At 54.6% G+C, this 20,904-nt stretch carries 20 protein-coding genes and 1 pseudogene; 13 read left to right on the forward strand and 8 right to left on the reverse strand.

The window, feature by feature from the left end:
• Nucleotides 1-52: 52 nt before the first annotated feature.
• From CA54_RS29665 to CA54_RS29955, 3 genes and pseudogenes are all read right to left on the reverse strand, one after another.
• Entirely contained in the window at nucleotides 53-1,012 is a 960-nt protein-coding gene (locus CA54_RS29665; RefSeq protein WP_197532948.1) for a recombinase family protein, read from the reverse strand.
• Between the two features lie 6 nt (nucleotides 1,013-1,018).
• On the reverse strand, nucleotides 1,019-1,144 hold the full coding sequence (locus tag CA54_RS30060; protein WP_261343793.1) for a hypothetical protein: 126 nt from the start codon (nucleotides 1,142-1,144) through the stop codon (nucleotides 1,019-1,021).
• A pseudogene (locus CA54_RS29955) lies at nucleotides 1,141-1,707 on the reverse strand (DUF2924 domain-containing protein). Before CA54_RS29955 ends, CA54_RS30060 begins: the two are co-directional and overlap by 4 nt.
• A gap of 260 nt (nucleotides 1,708-1,967) precedes the next feature.
• Here CA54_RS29955 and CA54_RS28600 point away from each other — a divergent pair.
• From CA54_RS28600 to CA54_RS28640, 9 genes are all read left to right on the forward strand, one after another.
• Complete coding sequence (locus tag CA54_RS28600; protein ID WP_146374438.1) at nucleotides 1,968-3,179, forward strand: hypothetical protein; 1,212 nt, start codon at nucleotides 1,968-1,970, stop codon at nucleotides 3,177-3,179.
• Nucleotides 3,154-4,320, forward strand: a complete 1,167-nt coding sequence (locus CA54_RS28605) for a hypothetical protein (protein ID WP_146374439.1) — start codon at nucleotides 3,154-3,156, stop codon at nucleotides 4,318-4,320. The genes CA54_RS28600 and CA54_RS28605 overlap by 26 nt, the downstream gene beginning before the upstream one ends.
• A gap of 209 nt (nucleotides 4,321-4,529) precedes the next feature.
• Nucleotides 4,530-4,874 carry a hypothetical protein gene (locus CA54_RS28610; RefSeq protein ID WP_146374440.1) on the forward strand — a complete coding sequence of 115 codons (345 nt, stop codon included), beginning with the start codon at nucleotides 4,530-4,532 and terminating at the stop codon, nucleotides 4,872-4,874.
• A 70-nt stretch (nucleotides 4,875-4,944) separates the two neighbouring features.
• Nucleotides 4,945-5,505: a sigma factor gene (locus tag CA54_RS28615; RefSeq protein WP_197532951.1), complete on the forward strand. Its 561-nt coding sequence runs from the start codon at nucleotides 4,945-4,947 to the stop codon at nucleotides 5,503-5,505.
• Between the two features lie 71 nt (nucleotides 5,506-5,576).
• Nucleotides 5,577-5,840 carry a hypothetical protein gene (locus CA54_RS28620; RefSeq protein WP_146374442.1) on the forward strand — a complete coding sequence of 88 codons (264 nt, stop codon included), beginning with the start codon at nucleotides 5,577-5,579 and terminating at the stop codon, nucleotides 5,838-5,840.
• Nucleotides 5,837-7,018 (forward strand): bifunctional DNA primase/polymerase, encoded by a 1,182-nt coding sequence (locus tag CA54_RS28625; protein ID WP_146374443.1) that lies wholly within the window; start codon nucleotides 5,837-5,839, stop codon nucleotides 7,016-7,018. Before CA54_RS28620 ends, CA54_RS28625 begins: the two co-directional genes overlap by 4 nt.
• Nucleotides 6,948-8,030: a DNA primase family protein gene (locus CA54_RS28630; protein ID WP_146374444.1), complete on the forward strand. Its 1,083-nt coding sequence runs from the start codon at nucleotides 6,948-6,950 to the stop codon at nucleotides 8,028-8,030. The genes CA54_RS28625 and CA54_RS28630 overlap by 71 nt, the downstream gene beginning before the upstream one ends.
• Nucleotides 8,031-8,367: 337 nt before the next feature.
• Complete coding sequence (locus CA54_RS28635) at nucleotides 8,368-9,645, forward strand: DNA modification methylase (RefSeq protein WP_146374445.1); 1,278 nt, start codon at nucleotides 8,368-8,370, stop codon at nucleotides 9,643-9,645.
• Between the two features lie 22 nt (nucleotides 9,646-9,667).
• Complete coding sequence (locus CA54_RS28640) at nucleotides 9,668-10,372, forward strand: hypothetical protein (RefSeq protein WP_146374446.1); 705 nt, start codon at nucleotides 9,668-9,670, stop codon at nucleotides 10,370-10,372.
• A 172-nt stretch (nucleotides 10,373-10,544) separates the two neighbouring features.
• Here CA54_RS28640 and CA54_RS28645 read toward each other — a convergent pair whose 3' ends face one another.
• A complete protein-coding gene (locus tag CA54_RS28645; RefSeq protein WP_146374447.1) occupies nucleotides 10,545-10,958 on the reverse strand; it encodes a hypothetical protein in 414 nt (137 codons plus the stop codon).
• Nucleotides 10,959-11,362: 404 nt separating this feature from the next.
• Between CA54_RS28645 and CA54_RS28650 the strand changes: the two genes are divergently transcribed.
• From CA54_RS28650 to CA54_RS28660, 3 genes are all read left to right on the forward strand, one after another.
• Nucleotides 11,363-12,001 carry a tyrosine-type recombinase/integrase gene (locus CA54_RS28650; protein ID WP_146374448.1) on the forward strand — a complete coding sequence of 213 codons (639 nt, stop codon included), beginning with the start codon at nucleotides 11,363-11,365 and terminating at the stop codon, nucleotides 11,999-12,001.
• A 248-nt stretch (nucleotides 12,002-12,249) separates the two neighbouring features.
• Nucleotides 12,250-13,527 carry a glycoside hydrolase family 18 protein gene (locus CA54_RS28655; protein WP_146374449.1) on the forward strand — a complete coding sequence of 426 codons (1,278 nt, stop codon included), beginning with the start codon at nucleotides 12,250-12,252 and terminating at the stop codon, nucleotides 13,525-13,527.
• 22 nt (nucleotides 13,528-13,549) lie between these two features.
• A complete protein-coding gene (locus CA54_RS28660) occupies nucleotides 13,550-14,908 on the forward strand; it encodes an acetamidase/formamidase family protein (RefSeq protein WP_146374450.1) in 1,359 nt (452 codons plus the stop codon).
• Between the two features lie 303 nt (nucleotides 14,909-15,211).
• Here the strand turns inward: CA54_RS28660 and CA54_RS28665 are convergent, their stop codons facing one another.
• Nucleotides 15,212-15,556, reverse strand: coding sequence for a winged helix-turn-helix domain-containing protein (locus CA54_RS28665; RefSeq protein ID WP_197532952.1), 345 nt, complete (start codon nucleotides 15,554-15,556; stop codon nucleotides 15,212-15,214).
• 313 nt (nucleotides 15,557-15,869) lie between these two features.
• Here CA54_RS28665 and CA54_RS29675 point away from each other — a divergent pair, with 313 nt between their 5' ends.
• Nucleotides 15,870-16,019, forward strand: a complete 150-nt coding sequence (locus tag CA54_RS29675) for a hypothetical protein (RefSeq protein ID WP_197532953.1) — start codon at nucleotides 15,870-15,872, stop codon at nucleotides 16,017-16,019.
• Between the two features lie 117 nt (nucleotides 16,020-16,136).
• Here the strand turns inward: CA54_RS29675 and CA54_RS28670 are convergent, their stop codons facing one another.
• The 3 genes from CA54_RS28670 to CA54_RS28680 all read right to left on the reverse strand — a co-directional run bounded on the left by CA54_RS28670 (nucleotide 16,137) and on the right by CA54_RS28680 (nucleotide 20,791).
• A complete protein-coding gene (locus tag CA54_RS28670; protein WP_146374452.1) occupies nucleotides 16,137-17,804 on the reverse strand; it encodes an ABC1 kinase family protein in 1,668 nt (555 codons plus the stop codon).
• Between the two features lie 49 nt (nucleotides 17,805-17,853).
• Nucleotides 17,854-18,117 carry a hypothetical protein gene (locus CA54_RS28675; protein ID WP_146374453.1) on the reverse strand — a complete coding sequence of 88 codons (264 nt, stop codon included), beginning with the start codon at nucleotides 18,115-18,117 and terminating at the stop codon, nucleotides 17,854-17,856.
• A gap of 1,627 nt (nucleotides 18,118-19,744) precedes the next feature.
• Nucleotides 19,745-20,791 (reverse strand): helix-turn-helix domain-containing protein, encoded by a 1,047-nt coding sequence (locus CA54_RS28680; RefSeq protein WP_146374454.1) that lies wholly within the window; start codon nucleotides 20,789-20,791, stop codon nucleotides 19,745-19,747.
• Nucleotides 20,792-20,904 lie beyond the last annotated feature (113 nt).

The following is a 20,904-nucleotide window of genomic DNA, read 5'->3' on the forward strand; positions in this document are numbered from 1 at the left end:
TTTCAGTTTTTAGTTCTTTGATCGCCTTTTAGGTCTGCGACCGCGACGCAGCCTACGTGGCGGCGACGAGGCCGGGATCGCGGCCGATCGCTCGGATCTGGTCCACCACAAACCGTTCGATTTCGCCGGCCGGTACTGATTTTGGAGGGCACTCGCCGTATCCCCGTTTCTGCGCATTGGTGCAGACGTAATACCGGTACCGCTTTGTCTTGTTCTTGACCACGTGCGAAGGCGTCATCCGGCAACCACACGGTGCGCAGTGGAGCAGTCCCTTGAGCAGCGCGCCGAACCGGTTTCGCACGTCGCGACCGCCGTTGCGGTGGTTTTTTCGCAGCAATTCCTGTACCCGGCGAAATATCTCCTGATCGACGATCGCCTCGTGTTCCCCCTCGTAGACGGCCTCTTTGTGCCGCACTTGGCCGATGAAGGCCACGTTGGTCAGTTGTTTGTGCAGACTCGTCTTGTCGAATCGGCGGCCACCACGGGTTTTGCCTTTCTTGGTGGTCCAGCGCTTCGTCTTCCAACCCCGCTGATCGATTTTCGCGATAGTTGGCAGCAGCCCTTCGTGCTCCAGATAAAGCTCGAATATCTGTCGGATCTGCAGTGCCTCGATTTCGTTGATGACCAGTTTCGTGTTGATGATGTCATATCCCAGGATCGGCGGGCCGCCAGCGTATTTTCCCTTGCGGCGGGCAGTCGCCATCTTGTCTCGCGTCCGCTCGGAGATCATTTCCCGTTCGAACTGGGCGAACGACAGCAAAATGTTCAGCGTGAGCCGTCCCATGGAATGGGTGGTATTGAATTGCTGCGTGACCGAGACGAACGAGATGCCGTGTTGTTCAAAGACCTGCATCATGCTGGCAAAATCAAGCAGGCTGCGGCTAAGGCGGTCGACCTTGTAGACCACAACGCATTCAATGCGGTCCGCTTCGATGTCGGCCATTAGTCGTTTTAATCCCGGACGGTCCATGTCTCCTCCCGAAAAGCCACCATCGGCATATTCGGTGGGCAAGCACTCCTAGCCTTCGTGACGGTGGCTGGCGATGAATGCCTCGGCGGATTCTCGCTGGGCGTCGAGCGAATTGAATTCCTGTTCGAGCCCCTCGTTGGTCGATTTGCGGGTGTAGATGGCACAGCGCGTCATTGCTGTCCTCCTTTAACATTCAGGCGGAAAATGAGAAATCCATTGGTGTGTGTGCCGGTGATCGCCTTGGCGACCGCCGAGAGCGACTTGAAGGTTTCCCCCTCGTATTCGAAGCCCTCGTCGAGCACCTTCACGCGGACATCACCCCCCTTCTAGATTCGGGAAAGCGTCGTGCCGGGTAACAGCAGTCGGGGATCGTGGCGATTCGGCAGCTGTCCCGTCCGCGCGGGTGGCTTTGCCAGATCGTGCCCCTGTGGCGGTTTGAGCCACAGATCGGCGTCGTTGGCCAATTCCATTGCCCGGCGGCGAGTCCGTTCCGACAGGTCCCCTTCCTCATTGGCCTGCATCCGCCAAGCAATCCGCTTGATCAACCATTGTTTGTGGTTGGAGCGGCATTCTTCGCCGAAGACCTCCTCGTACCGCACCCGCAATTCACGGGGCGTCATTCGCCGCAACGCGGTAACCTCTTGCTCGATGTTCAACGCCATGAATTTACTCCTGTGTGTGAGACTCTCGAAACCGTTAACCAACGGTGACAGTGAGCCTCGAATCGTCGCCGGCATCAAGGCATGTCGGGGCGGATTTTTCTAGGCGTGGAGGGGAGATTGGCCTGGCGTGGAGCCGCTGAACGGCGCGGGCGAGGAGTTCGGCGATTTGGCGGTCGCGATCTTCCGGTGTGTGGTGGGGGGTGCTGTGTTCATACTATTTATTTACGCAATCGGCCGTTGCGGTTGCCCGAAAAATGAATCGTTTTTTCCTGCGTGGTAATTTGGAAGACTTCATCCTGATCCCACACCATTGATGTACAACAAGGAGACAAGTAATGGCTGATTACCGCATGAAGCGGTTGTCGAACCCGGGGGTGCTCCGGTCGATCGATCGAAAAAACCTTAGTGGTTTCCTGACGCAATATCGCGATTTCTTCGCGAGGCGAGGCTTAAAGCTGCCCGAAAAGTCGAAAGGCGGTCGCCTGAATTACGACAAACTTATCACCATATTGATGACCCCTGACGAGGAAACGCCCCACGAGTTGCTCGATGCGTTATATCTCATCGACGAACTATCGACGCCAGATGCGCAGGCCGCGCTCATCAATGAATTCCATGCCAGGAGCGGCGAGATGGAGATTTTTGTCGTTAGTTTTCCTGAAAACCTGACGCTCGACAATCCCAGCCCTGCCGATGTCGCATTGTGCATGTGGTTGTACGATCGAAACGTCGTGGTGCGAGTGCATGCCGAGTGGGCGATGCCCAATGCGACACGATTTTATTATTTCCGCTCCAGCGAATCAGAGTTGGAATTCCCAGACCGGATCGAGGAGGCACTATCGAACTTACAGACCGAACTTGGAAATTGGTTCGAGTCACAGAAGTGGGGACGTAGCACAGAAATATTCGATTTTGGTGGTGATGTTGATCGCTGGTTTCTAGTCCGGCATGGACAACCCTACCGGCGCCTGGAAGGCTGGAATGGAAAAAGTATCGTTAGCATTGAATACCAACCATTGATATACGATGCGATTGTATTTGACGGTGAGCACGGCTTGCTCAAAGTCAAACCCTGCTCGCACCCCGGACCCGAAGCCGAACTCTATCGCAATCTCGTTGGCAAACACGTTTTTGGCGACGATCGGATGTTTAGCGAAGACCAAGTGTTTTCGCTGGAACCACTGAAGGACTACGGCCAACGGTCGCTGGGTTGTGGTGCGAATGAAGGCCTTGACTCAATTCGTGCCACCGGATTGATCTGGCATTTCCAAGATGTTTATGGCCGCGTGGAAACGTGGAATTCGGACAATATCTTTAGCAGCAGTACGGATCTGGAGGGCGATGTGGTGGAAACGGCCGCGCTCATCGAGGCTGAATTTAATGTGGTGTTCTCCGGCGAGACGAATCCTCGGCCGTTTCGGCTTCAATTGCCAAACATTGCTAAGTTCTCTCGCAATGAGGACATCTCACTAATCGAGCGGTGGTTAACAGAACAACGATTTATGGACAACGAGGCTGGGAATGACAACGTGGCAACGATTTTGTGAAGCGCTCGAGCGTATCCCCAATCAGGAGGCTGTGCTCGTTCAATGGCGGTTGTTGGTGGGTGACGACATTGGACTCATCCAGAAGTTATTGCGACGGACGGAGCGGCGAGCTTACACTATTCTGACGCGACAAGGGGCAGCACTGTCGGTAAGGAATTTGCCAGACGGTAGCTGTGTCGGTGTCAACCGTGAATCCGGCGAGCGACAGATAATCATTGATGACGAACGTTGGATCTACGAGCTGGACGAGGTTAATTTGATCAAGGGTGTTTGCCAAGTTTTGGGAGCCTTGCCTTCAGCAATAACTGTGGAGCTTCCTGCTTCGACTCGCATGATCGGCAAACTGTCTGCGGATCCCGATTTGGCGGTTCCTACATATCTCATCATCGCTATCAGCTCAGGGCAGTTTGAACAATCTCTGAATGCTCTTGTAGCAGGGTCCTCAGAATCTTTCATCGTATTCGCTGCAACAGACAAATTCCTCGATGCGTCCTGTACAGCCCTACTTGATCGACAACGATGTCTGTTTCTCCCATTTTGCGAAGTTTTCCAGTTTTACGAGTGTGATTGGCTGATAACTCCGATCGGACGGCGCGCAGTGGAGGTGTTCTCAGAGAAGTTTCGAGAGGAACGCAGAGACGAAGGCCGATCGATGGAACGTAATTCCAGGATTCGTGTTGAAAGGGAATGGCCGGATCCGAATGAACATACGACTGCGAAGGTTTGGACCGTTAAATCAGGTGCATTGAAGATCAGTACGAAGACGGACGGGCACCCCGATGAAACGGTTGAATTCTCTCCAAACCAAGATGGTACTCCAACCAAACAACTCCAACTCATGAGATTGTTGTGCTTCAAGTTCCCCGTGCCAGTCACATTCTCAACTATCCTTGAAGAAGTTTATCCTGGGGCCTTGGTCGAAAGCCCGCGTGAACCTGAAACGCTAAAATCCACATTGGCAAAAATCGGAACACTTGTAAGTGATTGTGGAAAAAAACTGGAAAAAGCTGGACTTAATCTACGCATATTGCCATCGCTGAAAATCGAACCGACACGGGGTACAGCGATTTCGCTCCAACTCCGAAGTCTTCACCGAATGGACGACAAGTCGCTTGATGAGGGTGACGAACCACTTCTCTAGCGAACATCTGCGCAGATGGCAAATCGCAGAAGTCGTTTCTGCGCAAGGTTCTACACCGGCCGTTCTATTCAGGTAGCAGGTCCGGTGAAACCTACTAATTAACAATCAACCGCAGCCAATGCGGTCGCACCCCGTGGGAACTCCTTCACCGGACTTGCTTCCCACGGGGTGATTTATTTGGCCACAGGGCCAGGAAGCGAGGATTCGTTATGAGTTCTACTACACGACAGGAAATTCCGTCTTGGATCGACGAGATTACAGATGGTCGTTGCCGTTTAGTCACCTGGATGCAGGACGTCTATTTCGGGCGCCTCGAAAACTTGTTGGTACGGGACGGCGAACCACAAGAGTTTCCAGAGCCGATTCAGGTGTTTCGCCGACCTATTGATAATTTACGAAGATGCGGTTGCAACAAGCTGACGTGGTCTGGTCCTCACCCTAAGGCTCTGGACAACCTATGGGAGCTGTTCGACATCGAGCGCAACCTTTGGGTTGAAGTGATTGAGGTCCGAAATGGTCTGGCGACGCACGTGACGTTTCGCCCGCTTAACTAAACCTCTACCCAGCGCGGCGGGATGCGCATCCCGCCGCCTCTTCTGATCGTCCCACCTGAGGATGGAACCAATGTTTTTCTGCGATGAAGGTACGTCCCGACTGATCCGCCGTAAGGCGAGACAGTTGATGAAACATCCCGCGCTCCACAAATTGGACCGCGAAGACATAGAGCAAGAGTTGTGGCTGCACGTCTTAGAAAAGCAGCATCATTTTGACATTGAACGTGGGGCTTTCAACGCATTCGTGACACGCCTTTGCCGAAACAAAGGGGCGTCGCTGATTCGTTATCACACGGCGGAGAAACGGAACCACGCCTCCAATGGGGTTTCGTTGAACATGCCGATCGACGAAGAACCATACGAACTCGGCGACACACTGACCGTATCGGGTGCCCGCAAACATCGCGGTACGGCACCGCGGAGCGACTGTGAAATAGCGCAGCTTCGGTTCGACGTCTGCGGAGTATTGGGTCGACTTCAGGCAGATCTTGCCGCTCTGGGAAACCTGCTAAAATGGAATTCTAAGTACTCCGTGGCAAACGCCCTCAACATTTCTAGGCGTCAAGCCCACCACCACATCACCCACATGCGACGTCGATTCGAAGACGCCGGCCTCAAAGAATATTTGTAATTCGCGGGCGCTTGCGCCACCCGATTGCGTAAATAAATAGTAGGTAGAGGGACTTCATTGAGGAGTACATTATGTACAAGTACACGTTTGCGCCGCAGGTAGACATGCTCGAGATTGAAGCCTCGTTCCTGCTGGCCGTGTTGGCTACAGAGAGTCTTCACGGTGAATCGCAGGTGCGTTTGGAAGCTAAGCATGCCATGGATGTCGATAGGCGGACCTGTGTGATCGACGCCGGTAATCTAGTTGGCCGCGATCTGAATAGCCTGTTCGTTAAATTCGTGGGGCGTGAGTTTGGGGAGGATGCGTTTACGGTGCGGGAGGTGCCCGTCTCGTGAGCGACTTATTAAGCAAATCCATTGAATACACGAACCGCGGCTGGTCCGTCATACCGATCCCCCACAAGTCGAAAGCCCCTCGTCTCAATGGTTGGCAAAAACTTCGACTAACAACGGAGAATCTGCCGAAGCACTTCAACGGCAAACCGCAGAACATCGGCGTGTTGCTCGGCGAACCGTCCGGGTGGCTGATCGACATTGATCTGGACCACCCGGTAGCGGTGGAATTGGCGCCAGAGTATTTGCCGCCGACCTCCGCCGTTTTTGGTCGCGCTGGCAAACAGCGGTCGCACTATCTTTACCGCGCCACTGGGCCAATTGAGACCAAGAAGTTCTCAAGCAATTCAGAAGGCATGCTGGCCGAGTTACGATCGACCGGACAACAGACTGTTCTGCCTCCCAGTACGCATGTGAGCGGTGAGGCAATCGAATGGAACGAAGCCAACCCGGAACCGGCGTTGGTCGATCCAGAAGAATTGCAACGGTGTGTCGCCAAGTTAGCTGCGGCGGTTAAAGAGCGAATCGGTGAACTTCCCGCAAACGTCTGCCTCGATGCGATGCTCCGCATGAATATGGCAGATGGTAAGGACGGATCTAAGCGTCTGTTTGCCGCTGCGTGTCGGGTCGTGGAGCATGACCTCTCCGACCAAGACGGGTTGGCCCTAATTCGTCAGTACGAACAGCAACGACCGTTCCCTCGCCAATGGAGTGACAAAGAGATTCTGCAGCGGTATCGGGACGCTGAGAAAAAGGTTGAGCGTGGAACAGTCACGGAAAGGCCGAGCGGTTTTGCGAAGACCGGGGAACGCGATCCAAAAAGCGGCAAGCTGGTACTCTCTCCCAAGAAAACTCTACCGACGGCGGAAGCCTATGTCGACGAATTTCATACACATCCCGAGGGACGCACGCTGTACTGTCACAATGGAGTGTTGTTGCACTGGGAAGGCAATCGGTACGTGGAATTAGAGGACGGCGCTGCTAAAAACAAGTTTCAGCGGTGGCTTCACGACGCGTTGATGTACAAGACCATCTCTGGTAAGCCACGACTGGTGCAATTCGAAGCAAATCCTCGCACGGTCAACAGTGCTCTGGAGTCGATTCGCACTCATGTGCATTTACTCAGGAACGATCAGCGATCCCTACTGGTTACAGCCGCAGCCTGGCGATCAGCAGCCTGACGAAATTCTAGCCGGACGGTCGCAGTTGCTGCATTTACCGACCGGCAATTTACTAATTTCCACCCCGCGATTCTTCACGAACAATGCGTTGGAGTTTGACCTTGACCCCGAAGCACCATCACCGCAGGAATGGCTTAAGTTCGTCACGCAACTCTTCGGCAATGACCGGGAGTCTCTGGAGTTGCTACAGGACTGGTTCGGTTATTGCCTGACTTCCGATACGTCGCAACAGAAAATGCTGCTGATGGTCGGTCCCACGCGTCCCGGTAAAGGAACTATCGCTCGGGTGCTTAAAGAGCTGGTCGGCACAGCCAATGTCTATGCTCCAACCACATCGGGACTAGCGGGTAACTTCGGGTTACAACCGCTGCTTGGCAAGTCGCTCGCCATTGTCAGTGATGCCCGGTTCCGCGGCAAAGACATCTCCACTGTCGTTGTGCGGCTGCTCTGCGTCAGCGGCGAAGATCCACTGTCCGTCGACCGCAAGTTCATGGGCAGCGTATACCTGAAACTCCCCACGCGGTTCATGTTTTTGAGCAACGAGTTGCCGAAGTTGTCGGATGCCAGTGGAGCGCTAGCCGGGCGGTTTGTGATGCTGCAAACGACGAAAAGCTTTTATGGCCTGGAAGACCACGGTTTGACTGCAAAATTATTGGCCGAACTGCCCGGCATTTTCAATTGGGCGATCGAAGGCTGGAAACGCTTGCGCCATCGAGGGCGGTTCTTTGTGCCCGCTAGTGTTGCGGAAGAGTTGCAGGCGATGCGCGACCTCGGGTCACCGGTGGGGGCTTTCGTCCGCGAGAAGTGCGAGGTCGGCCAAGGCCTCCGCGTGAATGTAGAAGACCTATATAGCGCGTGGGTGGGGTGGTGCCGCCGCGAAGGGCACACAGTCACCCTGTCGATACAGACGTTCGGCCGCGATCTGAAGGCTGCTACCGCGACGGTTGAATGCCGTCGCGGCACTGGCAATGTGCGGTTCTATGACGGCATCACATTTAAGGAGGGCGTGTAATGGCCATTTACCGTCGCGATCACCGTCGAGATGTTTTGCCGATGGGAAATCCGTATAACCTTACCCGGAAGCCAGTTTGGGAATCCGCCGTCGCACCATCGCGGAGGTTCCTATTTATTTGGAGTAATACACGCATTTTAAAAAAACACAAATATATGGCGCACAATAGGAAACGTCGCGACGGTGCGACGGTAGCTCGCTGTTGATCACAGATCACAGCCTTAAGACTTCTTCCAGAACGTCGACCGCCGCGCAACCACCCCTACCCTAAATGACCATGGCGAGGCCGCCGTGCGTTAATGACTACGATCAATTTATATTCATAGGAAACCACACAATGCAAATAGACCAACGCCCCCTCACTGACATCCAGCACTACGAGAACAATCCTCGACTCAATGACGGCGCCGTCGACGCCGTAGCGAAGTCCATCCAAGAGTTCGGCTTCCGGCAGCCGATCGTCGTCGACGAAGACGGCGTGATTATCGTCGGCCATACCCGCTACAAAGCCGCGCAGAAACTGGGCCTGGAAACAATCCCGGTCCACGTAGTCACCGGGCTCAGCGCGGCACAAATCAAGGCCTACCGCCTCGCCGACAACAAAACCGGCGAATTGGCCGATTGGGATCAAGCCTTGTTGCCGGCCGAGCTATTGGACCTACAAGAAGTCGACTTCGACCTGGATACGATCGGCTTCACACCCGACGACCTGGCGAAGATGCTGGGCACCGATCCGGCCGATGGCTTGACCGACCCCGACGCGATCCCAGAACCGCCCGACGAGGCGACCACGCAACCGGGCGACCTGTGGATCCTCGGCGATCACCGGCTATTGTGCGGAGACAGCGCCAACCCGGCCGACGTGGACCGCTTGCTGGACGGCGCGGCGATCCATTTGGTGAACACCGATCCACCCTACAATGTCAAAGTCGAGCCCCGGTCGAACAACGCCATCGCTGCCGGGCTCTCCTCCTTCTCGGCAAATCAGAAATCTGCCACGCAAACCAAGCTCCGTGCCAAGGATCGACCACTGGCCAATGACTTCGTGTCCGACGAAGAATTCGACCGCCTGCTCGTCGCGTGGTTCGGCAATATCGCACGGGTCATAGTTCCCGGCGGCGCGTTCTATATCTGGGGAGGCTACGCCAACCTGGGGAACTACCCGCCGGTGCTCAAAACCTCCGGGCTCTACTTCTCGCAGGCCATCGTGTGGGACAAAGAACACCCCGTGTTGAGCCGCAAAGATTTTATGGGCGGTTTCGAACTGGCGTTCTACGGCTGGAAGGAAGGAGCCGGTCACAAATTCTACGGTCCCAACAATGCCGTCGACCTGTGGCACGTCAAGAAAGTCAATCCTCAGAGCATGATCCATCTCACCGAAAAACCAGTGGAATTGGCCACACGGGCCATCGAGTATTCCTCCAGGATCGGCGAGAACGTGCTGGATCTGTTCGGCGGCAGCGGGTCGACGCTGATCGGTTGCCAGCAAACCGGCCGCAAGGCATTCCTGATGGAATTCGATCCGTTGTACTGCGATGTGATTGTGAGTCGCTGGGAAGCGTTCACCGGCCAAATAGCACGGCGCGTTCCACAGACAGCCAAAATCCCCGCCTAATAATAGATTGGAGTTAGAGAACATGGCGTCCAAGAGCGTCATCAAAAGCCGCGTGCAAGAGGTGCTGAGGCTCATACTGGCCGGCGCGGAATTCCCCGAAGTTCGGCAACATGCGACTCAGCAAGGCTGGGAGCTGAGTGACCGGCAGGTACGGCGGTACATAGAGGCCGCCTATCGCCAATTCACCAAACTCACCGTCCGCGCTGTGGAACAACTCCTTGGCCGGCACATTATGCAGCGGCGGAGTCTGTTTGCCCGCGCGCTCAAAAACGGCGACCTACGGACCGCGCTGGCAGTTCTGCAGGACGAGGCCAAATTGGAGGGCTTGTATCCGCCCAGCAAGATTGCGCCCACCACGCCCGACGGTCGGCAACCGTATGCGCCGCATTGCAGCATTGAGTTGCAGGAACGCCTACCACGGTTGGTGATCGCGCAATCAAACCATGACGACGCGGAGATGCGGCTACTGGAACAGGCGTCGCCCCGCAAGTTTTACGCGGCGCCCGACATTGCGATGCCCCTACAGCGGCTGAACGTGATGGCGTTGATCTACGTCAACGAACAACTGGAACAGGCGGGACAGTTGTTGCATGCGTTCGCGATGACCAATTGGGAGGGTGATCCGGACGGTGTGTGGAACGCGATTGCTGCGGCCGCCGCTTACCGATTTCGGATCGGTAAGTTGGCCTGGGAAGAATTCACAACGGAGATCGGCGTCCCCTGGTGATGCGCTCGTGCGAGCGAATTACCAGGGGACGCTGTTGGACGTGTGCGCGGAGAACATTTGTAACTTGGCACCGCCGCGGGATCAGTTACAGGCGGTATGTGATGTGGACGTCAAGACATGCATCGCCGATCAGGTTAAAAGTTGGCGGGAGATCAACAACGGCAGATGGGATTCAGTTGACTCTTGAGAACACGCTTGGTCGTTTGAGATGATCCGTTTCGGCATGCAACTGCAGAAAACAGTCGTCTAAAACGCGAAACCGATGAGAAAGTAACTTCTGTTCTTCGGACTCATAACTAGTTTGGGGCTTCTTGTGAATTCCGGCCCAGACGAACAGGACATCCTCCGACATCGGATAATTCTTCGCATCGACCGCTGGTCCTCGGAATCGAGTGTTGGACACCGAAACTCGTCTGCGATTTCGTGCAAGGATACGTAACGTCTCTAGATCTTTATCATGAGATGGCAAGGCGCGGGGTTGATACTTGATTTCAATGACAGCGATCACTTCTCTGGTGTTACAGATTACGATGTCGGGGAAGAAGACCCGCTTCGTTCCGACTTTCATTCCAGGTTCAATGAACATCCGTCGCGTCTTGGGTGGCAGTGTTCGATTGAGTTGGGCCCAGAGTGATGCCTGCAAACTCCGTTCGGAGTTGATCCGCTGATTACAATAATCACGCGTGATAGCACGCTGCCAGGCGCGAATGACTTGTACTTGCAAAGGGCGTCGAACCGCCATATGCCGCCACTCCAATCGTCGAGGGGGTTTGGTCAGTGAACTCGTCGGCTCGCAATCATACAACAGACCGGCATCTATCCGCGAATAGGACCATCGATCACTTTTTCTCCAAAAATGGTAACCATTTCATACAAACTGCGCACCATTTTCGTTGAGTTTCGGGCGGGTGTGAGGTAACTGGTGGGTGACCAAAAAGTGTCAAAAAATGTCCGGATTTGTGTCATTATCACCTTGGGGTAAACCCGCGCATGCATGCATTTGAGCCTTGGAATATAGACGTTTCGCAGATCCTCACCCGCCGGGAATTAATGTCCGTCGTGACATCTTTGAAAACGCGGTCGGATCGGTTGCCGAATGTGCAACAGAACCTGGCGCTGGTACGACTGGCGTACTGCTGCGGTCTGCGAGCCAGCGAGATTGGTGGTTTGAAATTGGCGGATGTGACGACGGGTATTTCCCGGTCGTTTATCCAGGTCCGCGCCGAAACCGCCAAAGGGGGCCATGCCCGGCGCGTGCCGCTATGGTGGGATGCTGGGACGTTGGAGGACCTTACGGACTGGAAGTCGAAACGCAAATCGCAGGCCGCGCGCTCCGGTGATCCGTTCCTCTGTTCGCTGCAGGCTGCGACGTTTGGCAAGCCAATTAATCGGCATGTGCTCCGGCGGAGATTCTTGACCGCCTGCCGCGTATTGGGCTGGGATCGCTTACGAACGCTTACGCTACATCACGGCCGGCATACGTTCATTAGTCACGCACTGGCCGGTAATCGCACGTTGGCGGAAGTCCGCGCGGCAGCGGGACATGCGAGTTTACTAACCACCAGTGCGTATCTGCATGTAGCAGTGGACGACGACGGCACGGTGGGGGATTTGTTTGCGTTTGCGTGAATTGCGTGGTCGGTATGGGCAAAGGATACACGGCCTTTTGATCTGACGAGTCAGTCGTGTTGTCGCAATTCCTAGAATACCAATAGGAAGAACGCATCCGTCACCGCTCTGTTGCTGTGTCATCATGGACTACCCCGATACAATGAGGAACTTGACCTTAGCCGATTTGCCGTAGCAAAACGTATATATAAAAAATTTACTCGCCCCATCAAACCTCTAAAAAATGTCCTGGAGATAACGAGAAATCCATGAGAATGATATACACCACGACCCGCTTCTCAGATCATGTGTCGTCCGTAAAACACCTGCGGGTCCTGGGTGCCTGTCTTCTGGTGGTGAACGTGATCTTTGCAGATCACACCATTGCCGAGACGGCTCGGCCTCTGCGGCTGATATACAACAGCGATGCGGACAATATGTTTATTTACGTCAAGCCACCGATGCGGCCAGCGGACGTGTATGCCTACGTAGACGAAATCGCCGCCGCGGGCGTTACGACAATCTATATGTGCCCGAACTACGGAATGCCGGTCAACTATCCGAGCGACGTGACGCAAATGTTCGGAACTGGACTGACCGCCGAACAGGACGAGCATGTCGCGAAAGTCGCCCCGGAGAAATCTTCACTGGAACGGGGGGCCGCGAATTTGCGATCTCTCGTAGCGGCTGGACATTCCCCGCTCGGATTGGTCATCGATCGCGCGCGTGTAAAAGGATTGGAGACATTCATCACGTTTCGACCCAATGAAGTGCATTGGATCGATAAACCGGACGACTTTCCGATCAACCTCTTGCTCTCGAAATATTGGCGGGAACATCCGCAATGGCGAATTGGCAAGGCGGGTGACGCGATCGGCCAGTTGCACCGCGACATCCTTGGCCCACGGACCAGCCCGGTTGTCGCCGGCTGGTTACCCGGAGGAATGAACTTTGCGGTTCCGGAGGTCCGCGCGCAGCGTCTGGCACAATTGCGGGAATGCTGCGAGCGATTTAACATTGATGGCCTCGACATTGATTTCCAGCGGTTTCCGATGTACTTTCGCATCGGTGAAGAAGCGGCAAATATCAAGACAATGACCGCTTGGATTGCTGAAGTTCGGAAAATGACTAAAGAGGTCGCCAGGAAACGTGGGCAACCGATACTGCTTTCCGTACGTGTAATGGCTAAGCCGCAACAGAATCTTGGCCTGGGGCTGGATCCAGTCGACTGGGCAAGAAAAGGGATGATCGACATCGTCGTCGCGTCACATTACCTGCACAATAACTTTCCGCTGCCGATCGGCGAATATCGGGAACTGCTCCCGAACGACGTTCCCCTGTATGGTTCGATTGAAGTTGAGGCGAGCGCGGATAACTATCGTCGCATCGCCAAACGGATGTGGGATGATGGCGTGGACGGGATCATGATGTTTAACTTCTTCACGTGCAGAGAACTGGGAACCGAGCCGGAATTTGGACTGTTGAAAGAATTGGGCGACCCGTCACAACTTAAGGCGGATGATACGAAACCGGATGAAGGTGACTAAACACTTTTCGAGGCGCGAGCAGATGGCAACCACAATCCCGGCAAACGACAAGACGAATCCCCAACAATCCCGAACTGGTGATTCCGGCTGTGAAACGTTGTTCGTCGACGAGTACATCGACGGTATTCTGGATCCGATCAAGGAAATGCTGGGACCGGTCCGCGACGGCGGGCATATTGTAGCGAACACGACGCCGGGGTGTTGGGGACCGATGATCACGCCGGCGATTCGCGGGGGACATGAGGTCACACGGCCAGTCGCCGTTGCCGGCGCGGACGTGGGAGATGCGATTGCAATTCGTATCAAGGAAATCACCGTTACTTCCTTGGCGACTGCGTCGGGGAACGATCGCACCATGGAAGGACGATTCCAAGGCGACCCGTATTGTGCTGCCGTCTGCCCCCAATGTGGGACTTCTCATCCAGAGACGGTGATTAAAGGCATTGGTCCTGAATCGGTTCGATGCACGAATTGCGGGGCGGATGCGACTCCGTTTACTTTCGCCAATGGGTATACCATTGTATTTGACGCGAACCGGACCTTGGGAGTCACGCTTCCCCAGGAGGCGGCCGAGAAGATGGCGCTGGATGCACGCAAGTTCGCTGCACTCCCGGACGGCTCGGTGCAGAATCCGATTTTGACTTTTGCCCCGCACGATTTGGTGGGCATAGTCGCCCGCCTAAGACCGTTCCTGGGTCAGTTGGGTACTACACCCGCGGTTGCCATGCCGGACTCACACAATGCGGGGGATTTTGGAGCATTCCTGGTCGGTGCCCCGCATGAATTCGCTCTGACCGAAGAGCAATTAAAACTACGAACCGACGGGCATATGGATATTGATGTCGTCCGCGCCGGCGCAGTGTTGATTTGCCCAGTCAAGGTACCTGGCGGCGGCGTCTATCTGGGCGACATGCATGCATTGCAAGGCGACGGCGAAATCGCAGGACACACTTGTGATGTTGCCGGAACAGTCACATTGCAAGTCAGTATCATAAAAGACCTCGACATCGATGGCCCGATTTTACTGCCACTTGTCGACGATCTTCCGTTTCTCGCTCGGCCGTTGACAATTGAAGAAAAAGCCCAGGCTGCGACACTCGCCCAATCCTATGGTTTGCACACGCTGGAACAATCAGCACCGATTTCAGTGATCGGTACAGCCGCTGATCTGAATTCTGCGACTGAAAACGGGCTGCAGAGGGCGTCTGATCTGCTCAGTATGTCGTTGCCGGAAGTCAAGAACCGCGCCACCATGACAGGAGCGATTGAGATTGGGCGACATCCTGGTGTCGTGCAGATCACTCTTTGCGCCCCGCTTGAAAACTTGGAACGTGCGGGTTTATTACCAATTGTCAGCGACTATTACGGAATCAAATGCTAAGTCGCTGCATTGCCCAAAGTTTGTCGCGACGATCGATTTCACAGCAGTCCATCAATTTCGGTATCCAATGTCGACAACAAGGAGTTGCAGCGCTGCCATCATATTGCCGCAGACGGGGATATTGCCTCGGCATGGGTGTGAGAGTGAACTATTTCGAAAACCTTTCGAATACTTACACAATTTCTCCACTGAATGGATCTTGTGTTCGCCTCGTGTGTCCCACGGGCGAACCCTGGTAGTATTCGCTACTCCAACCGAGAAAACATCCCACAGCCAAACGTGGGGCGGTAGTCGCGAAGCGGTCTATTTCTTCAACGCAAACAACCCACGATCGGCCTTCGCAAACCGCGAGTCTTCGCTCTTGCGCTGAATATCGCGGAGCAAGGCCGCGTACAGCGTCGCATGCGGCGTCTTGCCGCCGGGGCTGGTCCAGTAGCCCTTGGCTGCCATCTGCTCGATCATCTGCTTGGTGGTCAGCGGCTCTTTGGCTTCGCTGAGCACTTTGGCGGCGGCGTTGATGGCGCTGAGATTCTTGGCGCCGGTTTTTCCGGAGGCCTTTGGGGAAAGGGAAATCTGAGTGGTGGTCGTCTTCTTCGTTTTCGGTTTCCGCGTCGTAGTCTTCTTGGTCGTCGTTTTTTTCGTGGTCATGTCCGTGTCCCTTCGTGAATCGGGTGTCATGTCAGTCCGGCGGCCAACATAGCCACCGAGAACAGGACAGTCAGTTACCTCGTCTGCCGCGAGACATCCAGCGCTGTGTGGGAGATATTTTCAGAAAATCTCACCCACACGCGAGGTTTTCGATTCCGCAGGTGGTTGGCCGCTGACGAAGCGGGGAGATTTCGATCAGGCGTTTCTTCGGCGGTTGGCGGGTCTGACGAAGACGGTCGATACTTGTCCCGCATGTGCCCCGTCCTACGTCTTCCGCTGGGGCTCGACCCACGCGTACCACGGCCAGGGGCTCATGCACGACCCACACGACGTGAAATGGTACGAGCGTGTTGCTGACGAGGAGCCCGTCGTGGCGACGGCCGGGATTGAGCCGGCGATTGATTCGGAAACGGCTTGTATGTTCGACATTGCACGGTATGACGGGTCCGTGATAGCCAAATAAGATAGTCGAATTCGAATCTGGGAGGGGATTTCGAAGAGGGCATAGAACGGGGAGCTGCAGTTTACAAGGCTCTTCGAAGGTTGAGACACGGCGATGGGAGAAATGGGCGGTGAGATGCTAAGGCCGCCGGGTCTCCAGATTGCCTGTACTTCGAATGGCCTTTAGCAACCGAAATCCTAACAGTACCGCAGCGCCGCAACCCGCGGCTCCCGGCACCGACACACCGGAAACAAGGGGTGGAACCCCACGACTCCAGAGCTGAGCCGATCCCATGAACAGTGCGGCACTGAGAATGCCGAGGACCAGTCGGTTGACGGTCTGCTCCAATCGGCGATGCTCCAAATGGACGTCGAAACGGCCCCGCTTAATTTGCGTGAGGATGTCGCTGAGATCGCGTGGTAGGGCTTCACCGAGGCGCGACCAGTCGGTCCAAGCGTGTTGCAAGCGTCCGAAGAGCCTCTGGGGCGACAGTCGCCGCTGCATCGCCTTTGCCTGCCAGGGTTCGAGCAGTTCGGCCAGACTGAATTGCGGACTGAGATTTTGCGACGTCCCTTCCAGCATCACCAGCACTTTGATCAGAAGAGAGACACGTGCGGGTAGCACGATGCGGTATTTGCGAATGATCTCGGTCATGCCGTTCAATGCGCCGCTGAGGTCGAAGTCGCTAAGCGATTGCCCTGAGAATTCGATCAGGAATTCTTCAACGTCGGCCCGCATCCGGTTGTCGTCGAAGTCGGGAGGGACCGATCCCAACCGCACGATTCCGTCGCACAGCGCGGTCGCATCGCTACGCACCGCGGCGATCAGCAGGTCCTCGATTTGCTCGCGCAAAGTCTCATCAATTCGGCCAACCATCCCGCAATCAAGCAGTCCAATCGCGCCGCCCTCAAGGACCAAAAGGTTTCCGGGATGTGGATCGGCATGATAGAAGCCATCCCGAAATATCATGTCGAGAAACATGTTCGCTCCGCGACTCGCCACGTCGTTGAGGTCGTAACCGGTTTGCTGGAGTTCGGCAGGCTTCGAGACGCTAATCCCATCGAGACGATCCATTGTGAGCACGCGGCGGGAAGACAATTCGGGGTACGGAGCCGGTATGCGAATGTCACTCTGTTGACCAAAGTTCCGAGTGAAGGTTTGCAGACTACTTTGCTCGCGCGTGAAGTCCAGCTCGGCGAGCAGCGTCCGGCTGAACTCTTCTGTCGTATCGACCGGCCGATATTGACGCAGCTCCGCCGAATATTGTTCCGCCAACTGTGCGAGTTGCTGTAAAATTTCCAGGTCGTTGCGGATGCGATCTTCGATACCGGAATGTTGAATTTTTACGACCACTTCGCGACCGTCCTTGAGAACGGCCGCATGAACTTGTCCGATTGAAGCCGATGCAAAGGCGCAATCGTCGAACTCTCGGTAGAGATTCTCCGGAGTATCGCCGAGTTCTCCGGCCATCAACGCACGCACGGTTTCGGGGGCATCCGCCGGCGTGCTGGATTGAAGCTTCTGCAACTCCGCACTCAATTCCGGTCCCGCGAGATCGGGCCGCGTGCTGAGGATTTGCCCGAGCTTAATGAAGGTCGTACCTAGTTCAGTCAGCGCCTGCCGGATACGAACCTCCTCGCTCAACTCACCAAGATGCTGCCCGGCCGAATCGCGAAACAGCCCTTGGATCCACTCAATGCGCACGCTCTGCATCCACGGCGCAAGTCCGTATTTCGCCAGAATGGCCACAACGTCTTTGAATCGAGCAGTGTTTCTGGCCAATTTTGGCAGCGAGGTCAGGGCCATCAGAGTACCGCCTTCTTTGCTGAGTTCCGTCGATGCTGGCGCGTAGGAATCAGAGGCTTTTGCGAATACGGTCAAAACTATTCATGACCTCTTCAGCAACCAGATTCATTGCCTCAGTGACACTTTCGGTCGACTCCGAAACTGCTCGTTTTACAGGGTCGTAATCTTGCGTCAGTTCGTCCAGTTTATCAGTGGCTTTCTCCCATTCCTTTTTGGCTTCCGCCGCTCCAAGATGAATCTTGACGGCCAATTCGTCGCGTTGTTGTTTGAGCGTGCTAATTAACTCGCCGATGGAGTTTCTCGCGTCAGTCATCTGTTTCTCCTCGTTAACGACATTGCAGTTGTCTGACCGCAGTTCAATTCGCGGTCAACGACATGGGGTTCTGACGGTCCAGTTTATGGTGGCAACAAACGTTCGACAAGCGATGTTCTCGCGTTTTGTGGCGTCCGGTTGCGAGTTGCACTATAGCGGAAATTGCTATCGATCGTTCCTTTGATAGCGCGCGCCGACAGGAATAAATGGCCGTCGTCACGGCACATCGATTCCTTTAAAAAGTACGAGTTTCTGATGTGCCCAGCGTGTGTCAAATAACGTATAGAGTCTGAGACAAATCCCCAACCACTCGTCGCCCCGAACCAAACAAGGGTCGAATTACGGCGCATGTCATCTATTAGATCAGCCTTCCGGCAAGTTTTTGGCACTGCAGAACACCGGTCCGAAACACCGACGATTGCCGCGGGCTGTATCTTGCCTCGGTCATTTACACCGTCGCAAGTTGGCGGCCCCGATTCGCCGCTGAAGTTTGTCCAACCGCCGCAGATTTGTCGTCCGTGATCGTGGTGAAGGCGAGAAATGGATTTTGAAAACACGCTCTTAGGCTCGTACTATAATCGGGGGAGAGTCACAAATTAAATGACTGTCTGCCATCTTGCGATTAATAACACAAGTACCCAAGAATGTTTCCAATGAGCGGTGATTTTGATCCGGATACAAAGACAACGAGCAAGGTGACACTGTTGAACGGGGGCGCGGTCCAAAAACAATGACGGACGTAAGTTGAACCCGCAAAGAAAGCACAGACGAAAATCGCAGAGGAAAACTGACGGCAAAAATAACCTACTGATTAGCATTCGACAACACAATCCGACAATTCGTCAGCGGCGAGGCGCAACGATAGCGTCGTCGATGAGAATGCGGATCATCGGAGGATCACGCAGCGCGCTCGTACCACTTGATCAGCCCGCCAAGTCGTTCGTGGTGAACGATCTGATCGAGTCGATTGTGCTGATCTCCGATGGCGAGTCATTTCACGACGGCTGTCGAGAGCAGAATGCAAAGCGTCCGGCTGTTAAATCTTTGCCACCGAATTTCGAAGAGTGTCCCTATCGTTAGTTATGACCGAAACGGACTCAAACGCGATAAGTCATAAGTGATCAGCAGGTTGCGGAATCCGCCCCAAAGAGTATTGTTACGAAGAGGGTTCCTTTCGGGGAGGAAATTTCCAGAAATTCACCATTACACGCGAAAAGTTCGAATAAGCCGGTGGTTGGCTGCTAACGAAGCGCGGGGATTTCGCTCAGACGTTTTTGCGGCGGTCGGCAGGCGTGGCATCGATGGCCGATCCTTGTCGCACACGTCTACGGTCCTTTGTCTTTCGCTGGGGCTCGACAGGCTCCTACCACGGCCAGGGGCCCATGCACGACCCGCACGACATGGAATGGTACGAGCCGGTATCTGATGTTGTGTCCATCAACGCGATGAGCACGATTGTGCCGGAGCTCGATTCATAAAATGTTCGCGCTGTCGACATGGCACCGTATCTGAAATGTCTTTATTGACCGGATGTTTCCCGCAATCTTCTTGTTGTCTCCAAAGGCTCGATCTGAATTCGGATATTCATATTGCCATTCTTGCGCGAGTTCTGTCAGTCCAATCGTTGTTAAATTGGCTTTTGCGGAAGACTGAATTTCACATTTCTTCGCGTTTTAAGCGTCTCTGAAGGTAGCTCACCAAACGTGCGGCGGTAGCGGGAAGCGAAACGACCAAACTCCCACACGCCGCTTGAAAGCATGGCATCGGAAACGGATACCACATCGGGAGACGCTGCTCGGAGCGCTCGTTGGACCTGATGAAGCTGCCTGAGTTGGAGATAGCGAGCGGGGCTTAAACCATAATACTCGTTGAACGCCGTCCGGAGAGTCCGTTCAGACACTTCGGCGGCCGCTGCCAATTCTCCGACCAAGATGGGTTCGTCATAGCGTTCTTCCAAAAATTTCTTGGAACGAAAGATGATTTCATGCCGCGAAATCTTTCGGCGACCTATTTGAAGAGGCTGGGCCGCGGGTAGGGTCCCCACAATTGAGGAGGCCAATTTTGTAAGTTCTGCGGCCGCGCAGGTTGTTGCTGGCTCTTTACTTTCTAGCCTGTATTTGGCGTCCAGGGTCATGATCTGGCTCAAAATCGTCTGGACTCGATTGGCAATCTGGACATTGGAAGGGGTAACTCGGCAAATCATCTTGCTGGAGCCGTTCGTCGGCTCGAGCTGATTGCCGCTACGAGCGAATATGTCGTTTGGAACGAAAAATGAGCACCAATCGTGTTCCATTTGCGTGCAGACAGAAAACTCACAGCCCGGCTCCAGGACCATGAACGAATGCCTGTCCAGGACGGTCCCGTTTGCGGTGTAAGCACACGCAACCGTGAGCGGCAAGTAAAACAGATATCCGTCCGACCGTGCTTGGCCCTCAACAATGTTGCCGCTACCCAAGCTTCCCACTTGAATATCGACGCCGGGGATGCTGGTCTGAAGAACGCTCCAGGTGTGCCGCTTGGCATTATGGAGCATCATCTTGGCATCCACATCGCGGATAGAATCCGCAAACTCGTCGAAATTTTGGAAGCAATGCGATTTCATGCTTTTTCTCCGAAATGGCATTTTTGCCGAAATTACATAGATGAAACCGGCTTCGGAACATACTTTAATCAAAACATATCACTCTGTCGATTGTTTCTCGTCTAGGAATTCTCCCTTACCAACTATCGCATCTCTGGCGCCTGATCCGGGCGTGCGGCAGATGGCTATCGTCTGTCGAAGGTGGT

The organism is Symmachiella macrocystis, assembly GCF_007860075.1.
GTDB lineage: Bacteria > Planctomycetota > Planctomycetia > Planctomycetales > Planctomycetaceae > Symmachiella > Symmachiella macrocystis.

Bases quoted from the DNA above. Each gene is read 5' to 3' on its own strand.
- CA54_RS28645 (WP_146374447.1), bottom strand. From the start codon at position 10,958: ATGTTCATTGAACCTGGAATGAAAGTCGGAACGAAGCGGGTCTTCTTC.
- CA54_RS28640 (WP_146374446.1), top strand. From the start codon at position 9,668: ATGGCGTCCAAGAGCGTCATCAAAAGCCGCGTGCAAGAGGTGCTGAGG.
- CA54_RS28635 (WP_146374445.1), top strand. From the start codon at position 8,368: ATGCAAATAGACCAACGCCCCCTCACTGACATCCAGCACTACGAGAAC.
- CA54_RS30060 (WP_261343793.1), bottom strand. From the start codon at position 1,144: ATGACGCGCTGTGCCATCTACACCCGCAAATCGACCAACGAGGGGCTC.
- CA54_RS28605 (WP_146374439.1), top strand. From the start codon at position 3,154: ATGACAACGTGGCAACGATTTTGTGAAGCGCTCGAGCGTATCCCCAAT.
- CA54_RS28675 (WP_146374453.1), bottom strand. From the start codon at position 18,117: ATGACTGACGCGAGAAACTCCATCGGCGAGTTAATTAGCACGCTCAAA.
- CA54_RS28610 (WP_146374440.1), top strand. From the start codon at position 4,530: ATGAGTTCTACTACACGACAGGAAATTCCGTCTTGGATCGACGAGATT.
- CA54_RS28620 (WP_146374442.1), top strand. From the start codon at position 5,577: ATGTACAAGTACACGTTTGCGCCGCAGGTAGACATGCTCGAGATTGAA.
- CA54_RS28615 (WP_197532951.1), top strand. From the start codon at position 4,945: ATGTTTTTCTGCGATGAAGGTACGTCCCGACTGATCCGCCGTAAGGCG.
- CA54_RS28670 (WP_146374452.1), bottom strand. From the start codon at position 17,804: ATGGCCCTGACCTCGCTGCCAAAATTGGCCAGAAACACTGCTCGATTC.
- CA54_RS28660 (WP_146374450.1), top strand. From the start codon at position 13,550: ATGGCAACCACAATCCCGGCAAACGACAAGACGAATCCCCAACAATCC.
- CA54_RS28655 (WP_146374449.1), top strand. From the start codon at position 12,250: ATGAGAATGATATACACCACGACCCGCTTCTCAGATCATGTGTCGTCC.
- CA54_RS28600 (WP_146374438.1), top strand. From the start codon at position 1,968: ATGGCTGATTACCGCATGAAGCGGTTGTCGAACCCGGGGGTGCTCCGG.
- CA54_RS28665 (WP_197532952.1), bottom strand. From the start codon at position 15,556: ATGACCACGAAAAAAACGACGACCAAGAAGACTACGACGCGGAAACCG.
- CA54_RS29675 (WP_197532953.1), top strand. From the start codon at position 15,870: ATGCACGACCCACACGACGTGAAATGGTACGAGCGTGTTGCTGACGAG.
- CA54_RS28650 (WP_146374448.1), top strand. From the start codon at position 11,363: ATGCATGCATTTGAGCCTTGGAATATAGACGTTTCGCAGATCCTCACC.
- CA54_RS28630 (WP_146374444.1), top strand. From the start codon at position 6,948: ATGTGCATTTACTCAGGAACGATCAGCGATCCCTACTGGTTACAGCCG.